The 18120-nt window shown below is 70.8% G+C and carries 11 protein-coding genes and 1 pseudogene; 4 read left to right on the top strand and 8 right to left on the bottom strand.

Features of this window, described 5'->3' with window-relative positions:
- Positions 1–118: 118 nt before the first annotated feature.
- Positions 119–841, top strand: coding sequence for an outer membrane beta-barrel protein (locus D7X74_RS26695; protein WP_120535825.1), 723 nt, complete (start codon positions 119–121; stop codon positions 839–841).
- Positions 842–957: 116 nt separating this feature from the next.
- On the opposite strand, the gene D7X74_RS26690 is transcribed toward D7X74_RS26695, so the two are convergent.
- Positions 958–2238 (bottom strand): DUF445 family protein, encoded by a 1281-nt coding sequence (locus D7X74_RS26690; protein ID WP_120535824.1) that lies wholly within the window; start codon positions 2236–2238, stop codon positions 958–960.
- A gap of 282 nt (positions 2239–2520) precedes the next feature.
- Here D7X74_RS26690 and D7X74_RS26685 point away from each other — a divergent pair, with 282 nt between their 5' ends.
- The 3 genes from D7X74_RS26685 (at position 2521) to D7X74_RS26675 (ending at position 9896) form a co-directional block, all read left to right on the top strand.
- Positions 2521–4314: a CocE/NonD family hydrolase gene (locus D7X74_RS26685; RefSeq protein WP_158622298.1), complete on the top strand. Its 1794-nt coding sequence runs from the start codon at positions 2521–2523 to the stop codon at positions 4312–4314.
- 91 nt (positions 4315–4405) lie between these two features.
- Entirely contained in the window at positions 4406–7120 is a 2715-nt protein-coding gene (locus tag D7X74_RS26680) for a hypothetical protein (RefSeq protein ID WP_120535822.1), read from the top strand.
- On the top strand, positions 7110–9896 hold the full coding sequence (locus D7X74_RS26675) for a hypothetical protein (protein ID WP_120535821.1): 2787 nt from the start codon (positions 7110–7112) through the stop codon (positions 9894–9896). Before D7X74_RS26680 ends, D7X74_RS26675 begins: the two co-directional genes overlap by 11 nt.
- A 13-nt stretch (positions 9897–9909) precedes the next feature.
- On the opposite strand, the gene D7X74_RS26670 is transcribed toward D7X74_RS26675, so the two are convergent.
- The 7 genes and pseudogenes from D7X74_RS26670 to D7X74_RS26645 all read right to left on the bottom strand — a co-directional run.
- On the bottom strand, positions 9910–11082 hold the full coding sequence (locus tag D7X74_RS26670; protein ID WP_120535820.1) for a hypothetical protein: 1173 nt from the start codon (positions 11080–11082) through the stop codon (positions 9910–9912).
- 75 nt (positions 11083–11157) lie between these two features.
- Positions 11158–11625 carry an OB-fold putative lipoprotein gene (locus tag D7X74_RS26665; RefSeq protein ID WP_233595810.1) on the bottom strand — a complete coding sequence of 156 codons (468 nt, stop codon included), beginning with the start codon at positions 11623–11625 and terminating at the stop codon, positions 11158–11160.
- A gap of 21 nt (positions 11626–11646) precedes the next feature.
- Positions 11647–11721: pseudogene (locus D7X74_RS45340) on the bottom strand (zinc-ribbon domain-containing protein); the annotation flags it as partial.
- Positions 11722–11874: 153 nt separating this feature from the next.
- The gene (locus D7X74_RS26660) at positions 11875–12342 is read right to left on the bottom strand and encodes a DUF2267 domain-containing protein (RefSeq protein ID WP_120535819.1); all 468 of its coding nucleotides are present in this window, start codon (positions 12340–12342) and stop codon (positions 11875–11877) included.
- A 161-nt stretch (positions 12343–12503) separates the two neighbouring features.
- Complete coding sequence (locus D7X74_RS26655; protein WP_120535818.1) at positions 12504–15623, bottom strand: efflux RND transporter permease subunit; 3120 nt, start codon at positions 15621–15623, stop codon at positions 12504–12506.
- Positions 15620–16819 (bottom strand): efflux RND transporter periplasmic adaptor subunit, encoded by a 1200-nt coding sequence (locus D7X74_RS26650; protein ID WP_120535817.1) that lies wholly within the window; start codon positions 16817–16819, stop codon positions 15620–15622. The genes D7X74_RS26655 and D7X74_RS26650 overlap by 4 nt, the downstream gene beginning before the upstream one ends.
- Before the next feature lie 5 nt (positions 16820–16824).
- Positions 16825–18120: TolC family protein (locus tag D7X74_RS26645; protein WP_370450809.1), on the bottom strand; the 1296-nt coding region annotated here is incomplete at its 5' end.

The following is an 18120-nucleotide window of genomic DNA, read 5'->3' as shown; positions in this document are numbered from 1 at the left end:
GTCCGGAGTGAGAGCGCGTGCCCCCCTGCCTCCCCCCCCCTGATGGGGTGGTGTGCGGACAGGCGGCCCATCTCCACGCTCCCAGCACCACGCGGTCCGGTGCCCAAAGGCGGTCGTCATGCGATTGAAGACAGTGCTTCCCCTTGCCCTGCTTGCGTTCACCGTGCCTGGAGGCGCGCGTGCCCAGACGGTGTCTGGCACGGACGCTGACACGGCGGGCTTCACGACGCAGGGGATGGAGCTTCCCGAGCAGCACTACATGTTCAACGTGGGCGGCGGCCTCTCCTTCCCCATCTCCGACGCGGGGGACCGCTTCGAGACGGGCGGCGGCTTCCAACTGGGCGCCGGCTACCAGTTCCACAGGAGCTTCGGCCTCATGGCGGAGTTCTTCTACAGCGGCTATGACATCCGGCCCGAAGTGCTCACGGGAGCTGGCGTCGACGGCAACCACTACATGCAGTACGGCAGCCTCAACGCCGTCTGGAATGTGATTCCCCGCAGCCCTCTTGGCTTCTACGTCATCGCCGGGCCGGGCCTGTACTACCGCAAGGTGGAGCTGACCCAGTTGGCGGGCGTCGCGACCATCCCGTACTGCGACCCGTGGCTGTACTACTGCGCCACGGACGTGGTGCCGGTGTCGGAGATCATCGGCTCGCGCAGCAGCACGGACTTCGGTCTCAGCGGCGGCGTCGGCGTCACCCTGAAGATCAACGGGGACCTCCGCCTCTACGTGGAGGGGCGCTACCACTACATCTTCGGCTCGAGCTTCGACGTGGCGGGCGGCGATACGCGCAAGGCCACCGGCCAGTACATCCCGGTCAACTTCGGCATCCGCTATTGAACCCAAGCTTTCGCTTCGGGGCGTGACGCGAAGCAAGACGGGCCCGGACTCCCACGGGTGAGGAAGTCCGGGCCCTGCGTCCGTGGGGCCGTCGCAGGCCCGGGCCGCGGTGCGCGTCAGGCCAGGGGCTGGGTCCCGAGGCCGTTCTTCAGCTCCTTGCGCACCGCCTCGCTGACGCGCTCGCGGACGACGTCCGCCATGCGCTCGCGGAGCTCCTCGCCCACGCGATCGCGGACGGCGGCCACGATGCTCTCGGTGTCGACCTGGGCGGGCCCCGGCGTCTGGAAGCCGCCCATGGCCTGCTCACCGAACCCGCCGCGCATCGTGGGGCCCATCGAGGACATCGACTCGCGGATGGCGTCACCCATCCGCTCCTTCAGCGCCTCGTGCAGGTGCTCGCGGAGGTTGTTGGACAGCCGCTCGTGGAGGGTGTCGACGAGCCGCCCGCGGAGCGCCTCGGCGAGGCGCTCCGGGTCGATCTGGCCGAAGCCCTGCGGCTGCATGCCCGCGAAGCCCATGGTGCGCTCGCTCATCCGGGTGCGCAGCTCGTCGCCCAGCCGCTCGCGCAGCGTGTCGCGCACGCGCTCGCGCAGGCCGCTCTGGACGCGCTCGCGGATGCCGTCCGCGACGCGCTCGCGGATGATGTCGGCGAGGCGCTCCGGGTCGACCTGGCCGAAGCCCTGCATCCTGCGCTCGGACAGCGCGGAGCGCAGCGTCTCCGCCAGGCGCTCCTTCAGCGCCTCACGGACGCGCTCGCGCACGGCGGCGTGGATCCGCTCGGTCATGGTGTCGACGAGCCGGGTGCGGATGGCGTCGGAGATGCGCTCGGAGTCCATCGGTGCGAAGCCCTCCATGCCCATCCGCCGCTCCATCATCGCGGAGCGCAGCGCCTCGCCCAGCCGCTCGCGCATGGCGTCGCGGATGCGCTCGCGCACGACGTAGCCGATCCTGTCGCGCAGGGTGTCCTCGAGCCGGTTGCGCACGCGCTCGGCGATGCGGTGGGTGTCAATCTGCCCACCCCCCTGCTGGAGGTTCATCATGGTTTCAGACAGGGCGCCGCGCAGCGCCTCGCCCAGCCGCTCCCGGAGCACGTCGCGGACGCGCTCGTGCACGCCGCTGGTGACGCGCTCGCGGATGACGTCGGTGAGGCGGTTGTGGACGGCATCGGCGATCTGCTCCGCGTCGAACGGCTGCCCGCCACCCTCCCCCTGCTGCATGTTCATCGAGCGCTCGCTCAACGCACCGCGGACCGCCTCGCCGACGCGCTCACGAATCTCCGTGCCGATCCGCTCCTCCAGCCCGGAGACGACGCGCTCGTGCACCGCGTCGGCGATACGGGCCTTGATGGCTTCACCAAACATCTGCTGCCCCTGCATGGGGAACTGTTCCTTGCTCATTGCACTGCCTCCTGGCGCTGCGGGTAGAGCGGCAGGAGAGGAGAGTCCCGGCCTGCAGCTCAAGGCGGACTGATAGAGCCAGAAGCGATCGGCGGATACAGGGCCCGGGTCTGGCGCGGGTGTTGGCGCATGTCCCGCGAAGTGCCCTCGCGGGGCGGGCTGGACACGCGCGAGCATGAACCATCGGACTGCGATCCCCGGCATTCGGGCATGAAAAAATGCGGGTCCCCGCCACACGCGCCGTGGGACATCCGCCCCGGGAGCGGCGAAAATGCCGGCCCCATGTTCGACCAGGGCCGCTCTCCCGCTTCATCACCTCCGCGCTTCAAGGGCGTGGTCACCCGCTCGCTGCAACTGACGCTGCGTGACGGCATCCAGCTCGCGCTCGACGTCAACCTTCCCAGGACCCTGCCGGACGGCGAGCGGCTCCCCGCGGTGCTCGTCATGAGCCGCTACTGGCGCGGGTTCGATTTGCGCCTGTCCCCTCCGGACCGGGTGCCCATGGGGCCGCGCGAGCCGCTCGGTGACGCGCTGGTCGCTCAGGGCTACGCGGTGGTGGTCGTCGACGTGCGCGGCTCCGGTGCCTCCTCCGGCACCTGGAATCATCCGTGGTCGGACGTGGAGGTCGCGGACCTGGGTGAAGTGGCCCGCTGGGTGGCGGAGCAGCCCTGGTGCGACGGCCACCTGGGCGCGGTGGGCATCTCCTACGAGGGGACCACCGCGGAGCTGCTCGCGGCGGCGGCGCCGGAGCGGGTCCGGGCGGTGATTCCCCAGCAGATCGAGTTCGACGTCTACACCGACGTGGTCATGCCGGGCGGCATCCTCAACGCGGCGTTCATGCGCAAATGGGACGCCACCAACCGCATGCTGGACGCCGGCCGCGTCCCGTCCGTCTGGGGCCTGGGGGCGAAGCTGATGGTGCGAGGGGTTCGCCCCGTGGACGGAGACTCCGACCGCTCACGGGTCCGCGCCGCCCTGGAGGCGCACCGGGACAACGTCGACGTCTGGGCCGCGGTGCGGTCCATGACCTTCCGCGATGATCCGTTCGGCCCGCAGCCCGTCACCACCGACGACTTCAGCCAGTTCCGCCGCAAGCAGGCCATCGAGGCCTCCGGAGCGGCGGTGTACGGCTGGGGAAGCTGGTTCGACGGCCGCACCGCCGACGCGGTCATCCACCGGTTCCTCAACTTCACCAACCCCCAGGTGGGCGTCATCGGGGCGTGGAGTCACAACATGAAGACCCACGCAAGCCCCTACGCCCGGCCCAGGAGCCGCCCGAATCCCTCCATGGCGGATCAGTGGACGGAGTGCGGCGCCTTCCTCGAGCGGACGCTCAAGCCCGGCGCGCCCGCCGAGGAGAAGCGGCTGCACTACTTCACGGTGGGCGAGGAGGCCTGGAAGTCGACCCCCGTGTGGCCTCCCGAAGGCTTCTCCACGGAGCGCTGGTACTTCGCGGAGGATCACCACCTCGTTCGCGAGGCGCCGGCCGGCAAGGGCGCCGACACCTACGAGGTCGACTTCGCCGCCACGACCGGAACCCACAATCGCTGGCACACGCCCGATGGGATGACACCGGTGGTCTACGCGGACCGCGCCCGCGAGGACCGGCGGCTGCTCACGTACACGAGCGCCCCGCTGGACGTGGACGTGGAGCTCACCGGACACGCCCTGCTCACCCTGCACGTGGCCTCATCCCTGGAGGACGGGGCCTTCTTCGTCTACCTGGAGGAGGTCGACCCGAAGGGCCGGGTGACCTACCTGACGGAGGGACAGCTCCGGGCGCTGCACCGGAAGCTGTCCCACGCGACGCCGCCCTACGTCACGCCCGTCCCCTACCGCTCGTTCCGCCGCGAGGATGCCTGGCCCCTGGTGCCGGGCGAGGTGGCGACGCTGACCTTCGGGTTGCTGCCCGTCTCGGTCGTCATCCGCCGGGGGCACCGCCTGCGGGTGGCGCTCGCGGGCGCCGACGCCGACAGCTTCGCCCGCATCCCCACCGAAGGCAGTCCCTCCTGGCGGGTCATGCGCGGCCCCGAGCACCCGTCCTGCATCGACCTGCCCGTGAAGCGGCGGGGCTGAAGCCCGCGGCCCCCCTCATCCAATGACAGACAGGGGGAGGAGCGCACGGGGGGCACGTGCCCGCCGCCGCGCGGTCTCCCTATCCTTCTCCATGGAGACGAAAACGAGCCTCACGGGCAAGGCGCACCACTACGTGCCCACGCCCTTCCCCGAGTCCAGGGCCTTCCCCTGGGACGAGCTGCTGGAGCCCACGCAGCGGGGGCTGTACGAGCTGCTCTCCTGGCTGGAGGCCGCCTGCGGGTGGAGCCTGGGCGAGGGAGAGGCCCGCAACGAGCACCTCTCCACCAGCCTGCTCATCTCCGGTCCCCGGGGCGCGGGGAAGACCACCGTCCTGCTCAGCGCCCTCCAGGCCCTGCGCGACTGGAGGGCGTTCCTCGGGCTGAAGCCAGGCGGGCGCCTGGAGGCGGAGGCCAGCGAGTCGGTGGCTTCGGGGCCGCAGGCGATGCGCCGGGACCTGTGCACGACGCTGGAGCGCATCGAGGGGCGCGTCGTCTGGCTGGAGCCGCTCGACCTGGAGCCGGTGCCCCCGGGCGCCAACCTCCTGGCCACCCTGCTGGTGCGCGTGCGCGCGGCCCTGGATGCGCCCCAGGACGACACGTCCTCGCGAGGCGGGCACGGCAGGTGGTCCTCCTCCATCCTCGAGGAGAGCGCGGAGGAGGCCTGGGGAAAGCTGGATCACCTCATCCGCGATGCCTCGTTCATGTGGGAGGACAGCGCGTCGACCACCGACACGCGCGCGCGCGCGGAGCAGCAGATCAAGGCCGCGGAGATCTACGCCAACTTCCAGCAGCGCTTCGCGGCGGCCATGGAGAACGTGGCGAAGACGCTGTCCCTGCCCCGCTTCGGCACCGCCAGGGGTGAGCAGGTCATCCTCGTGCTGCCCATCGACAACGTGGACCGCAGCATCGAACACCTCCACAACATCGTGAAGCTCACCCGCATGGTGGCCAGCCCCCGGCTCTGGTTCGTGCTGGCCGCGGGCCACCAGGAGTTCCAGCTCTTCATGGAGCGCTCCTTCCAGAAGGAGCTCATCCTCTCCGGGCAGGCGGGCATCGGGGCCCTGGGACAGGACGAGACGCTCTCCATCGCGCGGCGCCAGTCGGCCACCACCCTGCGCCGCGCGCTGCCTCCCAGCTACCGCATCAACCTGGGACCCGTGGATCCCTACAAGGCGTGGGACTTCCGCCCGCTGGGGGTGGATGCGGAGGACGGAGCCCAGACGCTGGGCCACCTGCTGGAGCAGCTGCGGCTGCCCTGCTCCCCGACGCGGGAGAAGCCGCGGGTGCTGGCGTCCTTCGCGGACCTCATCAACCTGGCGCCCCGGCTCTCCGACACGGTGAAGACGACCTACCGCATGGCCACGCGGGATGGGCAGGACGCGCCCCTGCGCAAGGTCATCCTCACCCCCGCGGGCAAGCTCGCCCTCCACCTGCCCGCGCGCACCCTGCAGGACCTCTGGCACGCCGCCCGGCGCGAGCTCTGGAGCACCCCCGCCTCCTCCGCGGAGGCCTGCGTTTCGGATGGGGAGCGCACCATCCGGGTGGTCACGGAGATGCTGCGCAACGCCATTGACGAAAGCGACCTGCCGGCCTGGGCGAGCCAGCAGTTGAACAACCGCATCCTCCGGTATGACGAAAAGGGGCTCATCTTCCTGGACCTGACGGGCAAGCCGGTGCGCCGCTCCAAGCGCACCACCCTGTCGGATGTCCTGGAGTGGCCGCGACGGGGGCGACCGGGCGACGCCGCCTCGAAGACGGAGGAGCCGCTGCTGCTCAGCGAGCTGCACCTGCGGCACTTCCACGACGTGGTGCTGATGTTGAGCGACCTGGACCGGGAGGGCTCCAGCGTGCCCCTGCCCGGCAACGTGGCCGGCTGGTTCATGCTGCTGCACGACGCGCTGATGCTCTTCGAGCCGCCCCGGGTGCTGAACCTGGACGTGACGCCCTTCGAGATGAGCCCCGAGCTGGTCGTGACGCTGCACGAGCTGTGGGTGGACGCCGCGCCCCACGAACCGCTCGTCCAGGTGGAGTGCTGGTGGAGCCTTCCCAGTTGGAAGACCTTCGTCGAGTTCGCCATCTTCACCGCGCAATGGAAGGCGTTCCTGAAGCGGACGGCGGACGGGTACTTCAAGGTCGACAACATGAAGGACTCGCGCATGAAGGTCGGCGCCCACCACCGCTTCATCCAGGCGGCCTGGGTGGAGAACATCTGCTCGGTGGCGGGCCGGAAGCTGGGCGGATGGGATTGGGGCGACGCACGCAGCCGGGGGGTGGAGTCGGTGCTCCTGGAGCAGGAGCGCGCCAGCGCGCTGGAGCCCTACGAGCAGCGGGTGCGCGACACGGTGGCGAAGCTCGTGGAGGACATCCGGAGGTACAGCGTGGGCTCCGACCGGCTGTGGACGGCCCGGGTGTGGCTGCAGAACGCGCTGCCCCTGCTGGTGCTGCCGGAGTTCGCGCCGGTCCCCGCCTTGAGCGAGCTGCTGCGCTGGCAGTCGGGGGAGGCGGGGGAGAACGAGGCCTGGGACGAGCTGGTGGCGTACTGGGAGGACCATGGGCCCCGCCTGACGCGGCTCCGCGAACAGATGGTGCGCGCCGCGGTGGGACGCTCCGGCGCGTCCGAGGCGCTCCGCCGCCACCTGGGCAGGGACGGTGGCCTGGGCACGGGCCTGTACTACGACTGGCTCGACACCGTGGTGCGCACGTGGTTCCGGGTCATGGACCAGGAGGGCGACCACCTGGAGCTGGGGGCGCTGCGCAGGGTGTCTCCCGTGCAGGACGTCCACGCGGATGCCAGCCATGGGCACTGAGGGACCGCGCCAGTCCCAGGGGAACCTGGCCCCCCGCCGCGTTCCGGAGGCCTACGTGCGCGCGGAGGTGGCCTGCTTCCCGCTGACCAGCCTCCAGGCCTTCCGGGAGGCGATGACGGAGCTGGTGCCCTCGCTGGACGGGCGCGACGCGGGTTCCACGCGGGCCCTCTGGCGCGATTGCGAGAAGACCCTGTCGGAGCACGCCAGCGGCTGGTCGCTGGACCGCCTCATCGCGGTCCGGGACGTGTTCTGGTTCGACTCGCGCCGGCACATCCGCGGCCAGAGGGATCCGCCGCGGCGGGTGTCCATGGCCAGCTACCTGGTGCACCTGGCGGACACGCACCTGGAGCGCCGGCCCGGGGTCACCGTCGTGGCCCAGGACACGGAGGCTGGCGCGGTGGACGCCATCACGCACTACCGCTGGCTCACCTTCGCCCTGCCCGAGGACCTGTTGATGTCGGCCGTGCCGGTGGAGCCGCCCCCCACGCGGGTGGACATTGAACCGCCGCTGCTGATGCGCCACCTGCTGGACCGGGGCGTGACGGAGGTCCACCACCACGTCAACGCGGGCATGGACTTCCCGCTGCTGTGGACCTCGCTGCTGTCCGCCATCGCGGACCCGGCCCTGGATGCACGCCTGCTGTCGGGACCGGGGCTCGTCTTCGGTGAGGGCAGGACGATGCTCCGCTGGCTGCTGGCGGCCGCGGTGTCCCGCTGCGTCCTGGCGGAGGTCATCCTGCGAGGTGGAAAGCGGCCGCTGCTGGAGTTCGTGGCGGGCCTGCGGGAGTCGTCCGTCTGGATGCCCCAGCGCCGCCGGGTGCTGGAGCGGACCCTGGAGGCGCTCTCGCGCGCCCGCCTGGAGGTCCTGCCGGAGGTGGACGAACTGCGCGAACTCTACGGGGACCTCCACCCGCTGGCGGCCCGCGGAAGCACCGAGCCTCCGGAGACCCTCGACGACGTGTGGCGGCGGTGTGATCCCATCGCCCTGCGGATGGGGCTGCACACGCCCAACGCGGGAGAGCGCTGGCTGGTGCGCTACGGGCTGCGGTGGATGCGGCGGATGGAAGAGGCCGGCACGCCGGATCCGCACTTCGAGCGCCTCTTCTGGCAGGTGCAGCGGGTGCGCTGTCTGAGCTACCGCACCTACGTGCAGCGGCCGCTGACCGCCGGGCTCCAGTGGTTCATCCGCTTCTATGATCGCCTGGGCGCGATGAAGCGGCCCCTGCACGCCGTGCGCGCGGAGGTCTCCTACTCGGTGGCGGGGGGCGAGCAGCCCATCGCCGCCCTGGAGGTGCGCACCCGCCTCATGGACACCTCCATCCAGATGGCGGAGGAGCTGTGGATGCTGACGCGCTCGTGGCAGCGGGTGCTCAAGCGCGTGGGGCGGGCCACCAGCGACGGCCGTCAGCCGGAGTTCGGCCTGGTGCTGCACCTGCTCAAGGCGCGGGATCCCAAGCGCCACTGGAGGGAGGGCCTGCCGCCCGCGCATGCCCAGGGCACCTACGCGGAGCCGGTTCCGGAGGGCCTCATCCGGCTGGGAGGCCGCTACGCGGACTCCTTCGTCTCGCAGTCGACGCAGGTGGAGGCGCTGGTGGACCTGCTGCGGGCGGTGCCGCTGTCGCTCTGGCTGGTGCGGGGGCTGGACGTCGCGTCGGACGAGCTGAGCGTGCCCACGTGGGTGCTGGCGCCGCTGTACCGCTACGTGCGGTGGGAAGCCGCCCGCGCCGCGGTCCGGCCGGCGGCCCGGGGCGCCCCACCCCTGCGGCTGACGGGCCACGTGGGCGAGGACTACCGGCACCTCATGGAGGGGCTGCGCCGCATCTACGAATGCCTGCACTACCTGTTGGATCACCGGGGCGGGCGGCTGGGACACGCCACCTCGCTGGGCGTGGAGCCGGGGACGTGGGCGGAGTCCGTGGGCGCGGTGATGATGCCGGCCGAGGAGCGGCTGTGGGACCTGGTCTTCGAGTGGCGGCTGTACGGCAGCTACCGGCTGCCCCCGGGCCTGAGCGCGGACACCCCGCCGGGACGGCCGCTGCAGGTGGAGAACCTCATCCGCGAGCTGTCCGAGGGCATCTTCGGCAGGTGCATCGCGCCGCACGTGCTGGCCGAGGCCCACCACGTGCTGCACAACCTCTGGTGCCCGCCCCTGGCGCAGGAGGGGGTGGGCGTGGGGCTGGACGCCTTCAGCCGGGCTTCCCGACGGCTGGACTGGGTCCGGGTGCGCAACTCCAGGCGCGTCCAGGAGCTCATCGAAGCGTACCGGGAGGACGAGCGCGTGTTCCGGCGCGGACAGCAACTGGTGGACATCCCGCTGGATGCCGCGGAGGTGGCCGCGCTGAGGGCCGCCCAGGACGCGCTGCGCCGGTACGTGGGGGCGCGGGGGACCGTCGTGGAGGTGAACCCCTCCAGCAACCTGCTCATCGGCAACCTGTTGGACCTGCGCAACCACCCCATCCTGCGGCTCTTTCCGCCGCGAGCCGAAGCGGGGGCGCCGCCGCCGGTGCCCATCGCGGTGGGCGCGGACGACCCCATCACCTTCTCCACCTTCCTGCTCCGGGAGTACGCCCTGCTGCACGAGGCGGCGCGGAGCGCGGGCTACTCCGAGCGCGAGGTGCACGAGTGGCTGTCCACCGTCCGGCAGACGAGCATGGACGCGCGCTTCACCGTGCCCTGGCATCCCAGCGCGGAGCGCATGACGGAGGACCTTCTGGACGCGCTGGGGGCCTTCACGCGGCGGCCCTCGGGACACCTGGGGGCCCGGGCTCCCAGGTGAGGCGGGCCGCCTGCTACGGCTTCGCGCGCGGGGAGGCGCCACCGGCCTCTGGAGCACCGCTGGAAGGCAGCAGCTTCTCCGACTGCCCGATGAGCCTGCTGAGCACCTTGTTCATGATGGAGCTCAGGAACTTGTCCGCGGAGTACCCCGCGGCCACGGACAGGGCCGCGAGGGTGAAGAAGACGGCGCGCGAATCCCTCACGACGATGTTCAGCAGGGCCGGGGTGTTGTTGGCGGCAGCCACGGAGTCGCGAGACACCACCGAGAGCAGCAGGTTGGACTGCTCGACGAAGAGGAGCGTCAGGGCCGCGAAGGCACCGATGACGGGCTTCACCAGCAGGTGGTAGGCGAAGAAGCGGCTCGTCGCCCCCGTCGCGACGACGAAGCGCTCCTTGGAGAGCATGTTGGACACCACGGCCCCGGCGGCGCCCGTGAGGCAGAGCACCAGCATCCCCTGGGGAACGAGCTGCGCGGGCCAGGTCGAGACCAGGGATTGATTGAACCCCAGCAACGCGATGAGGGCGAGCGTGATGAGCAGCAGGGTGCTGAAGATCTGGATGGAGACGTTGATGGAGAGCTGCCAGAAGGTCTTGTCCACCCGGTCATTGACGACGCCCAGCGCGCCCCGCAGCACGTGGCGGCACTGCGCCAGACGCTCCCTGTCGGACACGGAGGCCTCAGGATCATTGGAGGCAAGCGCCTCCCCTCGGAGCATGCGGACGCACCGGGGCAGTGGCCCCTCGGCCTGCTCCGTGCCCAGCCAGAGCGCTCTCTGGACGGGATCCGTCACCCGCCGCGCGAACTGCTGCTGAACCTCCAGCGCGTGGGGCAGCAGCATGTGCCGGGGCATGACCAGCAGTTGCAGGCCGTCCACCTCGTGGATGACCTGCCAGAAGGAGAAGGACCACCGCCAGAGCGGCCTGTCCAGGCAGCGCCGGGCCACCTCCAGCCGCTGGGTGCACTGATCCAGGATGACCCGGTCCTCGTCCGTCAAATCATCACGGACTTCGCACAGCTCGTGGAGCGAGGCGTCGTTCTCCAGCCTGTTCCAGAGCAACTGGGTCGCCGAGCCATACCTGCCCCGCCGGCGGCGGAAGCCGACGAGCCCGAGGATGGCGGGAGGGCTGTCGGAAGGCAGGGTGTCGGAGGCCGCCATGAGGAACACATGGGCACGGCGCGAAGCCATGCCAATCCATCAACGCCCGGGCTCCAGTGCGCCCGGCCCACCGCCTCCCCCGACGGCGCGTTCGTGCCAGTGGCCTCAGAGGTCGACGAACTCGCAGTCGCGCACGAGGACGTTCATCATCAATCCCTGCACGCGGCCACGGATGCCGACCTTGGTTCCCTTTGAGAGGTTCGCGGCCCGCTGCACCTGCTCGTCCGTGATGAAGCACTGGATCTGCGGGATCTCGAACTGCCGTCCGGTGCCGAGCGTGACGTAGACGGAATTCATGATGTCCTTCTTGATGTCGTCGACAATGCCCGCGGTCTGGATGACCTGGTCCTTGAAGTTCGAGTCAGCTCGAACCTCATTGTCCGCGTACTCCGCGAGGAGCGTGCGGATCTCCACCCGCTTGGGGGCGGGCTCTGCTTGAGCGGCAGGGGTTCGGGCTGACGCCGGCTCCCCTGATGTCGAGCCCTTCTTCGCCGCGCCGATGGCACCGAGGCACGTCCCGAGGAAGCAGAGCGAAAAGAGCCCTCCGACCACGAAGAGGGTCACCTTGAGCACGGAGGTGCCACGGGGCACGGGAGCCCCACACTTCGGACAAGCCGCTGCATTGCTGGCGACGTCAGTTCCGCACTGCTTGCACTTCACCCATGCCATTGCGATTCCCCTGCTGGAGCCTGTCGGATGCAGAGTCGGCTCTGGAGCAGGATTGGACTTTCAAGTGCTCAACACCATCCCCCGCAGGGAGTAGGCGACACCGCCCGGGCCGGTGTTCTGGCTCCGGGCGGGAAACAACGCCGGCCTGGGAACTCATACGGGCCGGCGGAAGTAATCCCCCAGGTCCGCGGGGAGCTGTGACGCCACCGCCGCCACCTCCTCCTCCGGGATGCGATCGCGCACGGCCGTGAAGACGGCGGCGACCACCCGGGCGGCCTGGTCGACCTTGATCTTCAGGTGGTCCGCCACGTCGGTCATGAACTCATCGCGGCCAATGCGCCGGGCGCGCGAAGAGCCCAGGTGCACCGTGCAGGCGCCGAGGATCTCCTCACCGATGCCGCCGCGCAGCGCGCGGAAGAGCTTCACGTCCTCGCCCTCCGAGAGCCGCCGCGCGAGCGAGCACATCACCGCGCTCGCGGCCTCCCGGGCATCCAGGCCCTGGCTGTGCATGACCGCGTCGGATTGGACTTCATCCAGGAAGCCCTGGAGGTCGAGCGGCTCGTCGCGCTCCTTGACCGGCACAGCGTGGGTGTCCTGCGAGGGATTCCGGGGCGAGGCCATGGCGCATCTCCAAGGGTTCGTGGGCCCGAAGGGGCCCGGTCCGCAGAAGAGGCTGTGCACGTGAGGGGACGCCGGCATCGTCTGGAGCTTCCCGGGCCTGGATGCCCGCTCCCAAGGTCTGACCCACCGCGGAAGACGCCCGGGTGGGGCCTCCCAAGCCCCTACCCGTGCGTCGCCGGCTGGGACACGTCCTGCGACGAAGGCTTCTCGTCCCCGCCCTTGCCCCGGCTCAGCCACCGGCCCAGCCGCGTCTTGTAGCGGTCCGCCACCACGTAGAAGGCGGGCACCACGAGCAGGCTCAGCACCGTGGACACCGACAGGCCGCCCAGCACCGCGATGGACATGGGCGCGCGCGTCTCACTGCCCGCGCCCAGGGCCAGCGCCGCCGGCACCGCCGACATCATCGTCGCCGTGGACGTCATCAGGATGGGCCGCAGGCGCACCGGCCCCGCGCGCAGCATGGCCTGCATCGCGTCCAGGCCCAGCTCGCGCTGCTGGAGCGCGTAGTCCACCAGGATGATGGAGTTCTTCTTCACGATGCCCATGAGGAGGAGCAGGCCAATCATGCTGAAGATGTTCAGCGTGTTGCCCGTGGCCAGCAGCGCGAACGACGCGCCCGCCACCGACAGCGGCAGGATGGTCAGCACCGTCACCGGGTGCAGGAACGAATTGAACTGCGCGCCCAGCACCATGTACGCGACGGCGATGCCCAGGAAGAGCGCGAAGATGAGGCTGCTCATCGAGTCGCGGAACGCCACGCTCGCGCCGCCCGCCACCACGCGGATGCCTCCGGGCAGGTCCTTGCCCAGTTGTTCCACCGTGGCCAGCGCCTCCTCCTGGTTGGAGCCCGGCGCCACGTTGGCGAACAGGCTGATGGCCCGCTCGCGGTCGCGCCGCGTGATGGCCTGCAACGCGGGCAATTCCTGCTGCGTCACCAGCGACGACAGCGGCACCAGCGTGTTGTTCGCCGTGCGCACCTTCAGCAGCGACAGGTCCTCCGGCCGCGACCGCTGATCCGCCAGCAGCCGCAGGCGCACGTCGATGCGTCGCCCGCCGCTGCTGTACTTGCCCACGCGCACGCCGCCCACCAGCGCGTTCACCGTGGAGGCCACCGCCTGGATGGGCACGCCCACGTCCGCCGCGCGCGCCCGGTCCGGCGTGATGCGCAGCTCCGGCTGGCCCAGTTGGTAGTCCGTGTCCAGGTCCACCACCTTGCCGGACGCCGTGAGCTGATCGCGCAGGGTCTGGCTTGCCTCCACCAGCTTGTCCCAGTCCGAACCGCGCACGCTGAACTCCACCGGGAAGCCGCGCTGCGCGGTGAAGCCCGCCTGCGACAGGTCCTGCACCACCGCGCGCAGGCCCGGGTAGCTGTTCAGCTCCTTGCGCAGCACCTGCGCGAACTCCGCCTGGGACATGCGCTGGTCGCGCGGCAGCAGCGTCAGGTTCATGTTTCCGGAGTTCACGCTGGAACCGCCGCCTCCGCCGCCGCCCACCACCGAGAACACGCGCGTCACCTCCGGCCGGCTGGCGGCGAACTCCTCCGCGCGCTTGAACAGGCGGTTGGTCTCCTCCAGGCTGCTGCCCACCGCCGTCTGCAGGCGCACGGCCATGCGGCCCTGGTCCTGGGACGGCACGAACTCACCGGGGAGCGCCTTGAAGGCGAACGCGCTCAGCACCAGCATCGCCACGGCCACCAGCAGCACCCGGTACGGCCGCACCAGCCCCCAGGCCAGCATGCGCGCGTACAGGTTCTCCAGCTTCGTGAAGGCCTTGTCCACCACCACGCCCACGCGACCGCGGTGCTCGCGCGACGTCTTGAGCAGCTGCGCGCACCGCGCGGGCGCCAGGGTGATGGCCTCCACGTAGGACAGCAGCACCGCCACGCACAGCGTGACGCCGAACTGGAGGAAGAACCGGCCGATGATGCCCTTCATGAAGACGACGGGCAGGAAGATGGCCACCACCGCCAGCGTCGCCGCCAGGGCCGCGAAGGTGATCTCCGCTGTGCCCTCACGCGCGGCGCGCACCCGGTCCTTCCCCTCCTCCGCGTGCCGGAAGATGTTCTCCAGCACCATGATGGCGTCGTCCACCACGATGCCCACCGCCAGCGCCAGTCCCAGCAGCGTGAAGGTGTTGAGCGTGAAGCCCAGGAAATAGATGACCGCCACCGTGCCCAACAGCGACATGGGGATGGCCAGGACGACGTTGAGCGTGCTCGACAGCGACCCCAGGAACACCCAGCACACGAAGGCGGTGAGGATGCAGGCGAGGAGCAGCTCGAACTCAATCTCGTGCACGCTCTCCTCGATGAACTGCGTCGAGTCGAAGTTGATGCTCGCGCTCATGCCCTCGGGCAGGTCCTTCTGCAGCTGCGCCAGCACCTGCCGCACCTCCTGGGCCACGGCCACCGCGTTGGCGCCGCGCTGCTTCTTGATGCCCAGGGCCTGCGCGGGCTCACCGTTGACGCGCGCCAGCCGCCGCTCGTCCTCGAAGCCGTCCTCCACGATGGCCACGTCGTGCAGGTACACCGCGCGGCCGCCCTCCTCGCGCACCACCACGTCGCGCAGCGTCTCCAGGTCCAACGCCTCGCCCATGAAGCGCACGTTGACCTCGCGGCCCTCCGTCTCGATGCGGCCGGCGGGCAATTCCACGTGCTCACGCTGGAGCGCGGCGACCAGGTCCGTGACGGTGAGCCCGTGCGAGTCCAGCTTCTGGGCATCCACCCAGATGCGCACGTTGCGCTCCAAGAGGCCACCCAGCATCACCTCGCCCACGCCGGGCACCGTCTGCAGGCGCTCCTTCACGCGGTAGCGGGCGAAGTCGCTCACCACCTGCTGGGAGAAGGGCCCGGACACGCCCAGCCACATGATGGGCTGGTCCTCCGGGTTGGACTTGGAGACGACGGGCGGATCGATGTCCAGCGGCAGCCGGCGCTGGGCCTGGCTCACCTTGGTCTGCACGTCCTGGAGCGCCAGGTCCACGTTGCGCGACAGGTCCAGCTCCACCGTGATGTTGGCGCTGCCCTGGCGCGCGGACGAGGTGATGCTCTTGACGCCCTCCACCTGCGTCACGGCCTCCTCGATGAACTCGACGACGTCCGTCTCCACCGCCTCCGGGTTGGCGCCCTCCCACGACACGGAGATGTTGATGGTGGGGAAGTCGACGTCCGGGAACTGGCTGATGCCGATGCGCTGGGCCGCCACCAGTCCGAAGATGATCGTGGCCGCCATGATCATCCAGGCGAACACGGGCTTCTTGATGCAGACGTCGGTGATGCTCATGGCCGACCTTCCGTGCCCGCCGCCGTGTCCGTGCGGGCCTCGGTCGCGGGCTGCTCGCCGGTGACCTTCGGCTTGGGGCTCTCCGACACGCGCACGGCGACGCCGTCACGCAGCGCCTCGGCGCCGCGCACCACCAGCGTCTCACCGGGCCTCAGCCCCTCCTTCACCTCCACCCGCCCGTCGGATGTGCGCAGGCCCAGCTCCAGGATGCGCTCGCGGGCCTTGTTGTCCGCCACCACGAACGCGAGGAAGCCGCGCTCGCTGGGGCGGATGGCCGTCTGCGGAATCACCGGGCTGCCGCCCCGCGTCTCCACCGGCACGCTCACCGTGGCGAACGCGCCGGGCCGCAGCTTCTGGGCCGCCTCCCCCGTCACCTCCGCCGTCACCGCCACCATGCGGCTCTGGTCATCCGCGCTCGCGGCCACGTAGGTGATCTTCGCTGAATAGCTTCCGCCGTCCGAGCGCACCGTGAACTTCGCGGGCATGCCCGGGGTGATGCGCGTCACGTCCGCGGCGGGCACGTTGAAGCGCAAGAGCAGCGGTTCGCGCCGCAGGAGCGTGGCCAGCACCACGCCCGGCTGCACGTACTGGCCGGTCTGCACCGTGCGCGTCTGGAGGACGCCGTCCATGGGGGCGCGCACGTAGGCGTCGCGCTGGTTGAGCTGCGCCTGCTCCAGCATCGCCTTCGCGGAGGCCACGTCCGCCTGCGCGGTGGCGGCGCGGGCCTGGAACGTCTCCAGCTGTTCGGCGGGCAGCAGGCCCGGGCTCTGCGCGTTGACCTCCGCGCGGCGCTGGGCCCCGGCCTTCGCCTCCACCAGCGAGGCCTGGGCCTTCTGCAACACGGCCTCCGCGGCCCGCACGGCGATGGCGTAGCGCGCGGGTTCGATCTCCGCGAGCGTGTCGCCCTTCTTCACCGCCTGGCCCTCGCTGAAGTTCACCTTCTCCAGCGCGCCCGGCACGCGCGCGGTGATCTGCACGCGCTCGAAGGCCTCCACCGAGCCCACGGCGCTGACGGCGTACTCCACGTCGCGCGTCTCCACCGGCGCGACCTCCACCGGGAACTGGATGGGGCCCCGGCCGGACACGCCGCCCTTGCCGCCCTTGCCACCGCCCGCGGCGACCGCTTCTTCCTTCTTGCAGCCCGGGGCCAGGGACAGCACGGCCAGGGACAGGGCCAGCACTCCAGTGCGTCGCATTGCCTTCACGGTTCCTTCCCCAACGGATTGAGTCCGACAGCGGCCCTCAGGCCCAGCAGCGCCACGCCCAGCCCGTAGCGGTTGCGCGCCAGGGCGACCTCCGCCTCGAAGAGGCTGAGTGACGCGTCCGCCACGGTGAGCGCGGTGGACAGGCCCTGGCGGTACAGGATGCCCGTCTCGGTGGCGTTCTTGCGCGCCGCGCGGGCCGCCTGCTCCGTCTGCGCGAGCGCGGCGCGGGCCGTCTCCAGATTGACCCGCGCCTGTTCGATGTCCACCGTCACCCGCCGCGTGGACGCCTGCGTGTTCAGCTCCGCCGCGTTGGCGTTGGCCACGCGCTCGCGGCGCTCGGCGTAGCGCGTGCCGCCGTCGAAGAGGTTCCAGGTGAGATCCACCGCGAGGAAACCATCGCCGACGTTGCCGTTGAGGCCCGCCTCGTTGGTGAGGCGGTACTGCGCGGTCGCTCCCAGCGAGGGCAGCAGGCGGGCCAGGGGCTCCTTCGCGCTCTCACGCAGCGAGCGCACCCGCAGGTTGGCCGCGAGGATGTCCGGCCGCCGGTCCGTCGCGCCCTGCGTGAGCACCTCCAGCGCCGGGGCGGGCCGCGCGGCGTCCGCGAGCAGCGGCTCCGGTGGGGCAAGCTCCCCCTGGACGGGTTCGACGAGCAGGAAGCCCAGCTCCAGGCGGCTCGTCTCCGCGGTGCCCAGCGCCGCGGCGAGGTTGGCCTCCGCGGTCGCGACCTCCAGCTCCGCGCGGGTGACGTCATTGGTGCTGGCGAGCCCCGCGGAGGCCCGGGCCTGCGCGTCCGCGAGCCCCTGGCGTGCGTAGGCGAGGCGCTGTTCGGCGGCCTGATACACCTGCTGGTTGGCCAGGGTGACGAGGAAGGCGTTGGCGGCGGAGAAGGAGACCTGCCGGCGCGACTCCACCGCGTCCAGCTGCGCCGCCTCGCTCTCCAGCTTCGCGGCCCGGTAGAGCGGGATGCCGCGCGCGTCGAAGAGCGCCACCCGCCCGGTGAAGTTGGCGCCCAGGGCGTTGAACTGCTGGAGGACGACCGTCTGCCCACCGACCTCGCGCGTGGATTCACGCAGGCGGCGCGTGTAGGTGCCGGAAGCCGTGAGGCTGGGCAGGAAGAAGGCGCGGGCGCGGGCGACACGGGCACCGGCGGCCTCGGCGAGCTGCCCAGCGGAGAGCACGGCCTCGTTTCGCTCCGACGCGAGCGCCACGGCGCGCTCCAGCGTCAGCGGGGTGGCGCCGGCATCCGGGGCCTGGGGCTTGGGGAAGGCGCTTGCGTCGGAGCGAAACGAGGC

Origin of the sequence: Corallococcus sp. CA047B (assembly GCF_003612065.1) — a bacterium.
Taxonomy (GTDB): domain Bacteria; phylum Myxococcota; class Myxococcia; order Myxococcales; family Myxococcaceae; genus Corallococcus; species Corallococcus praedator.
This window is presented reverse-complemented; position numbering and strand designations above follow the sequence as displayed.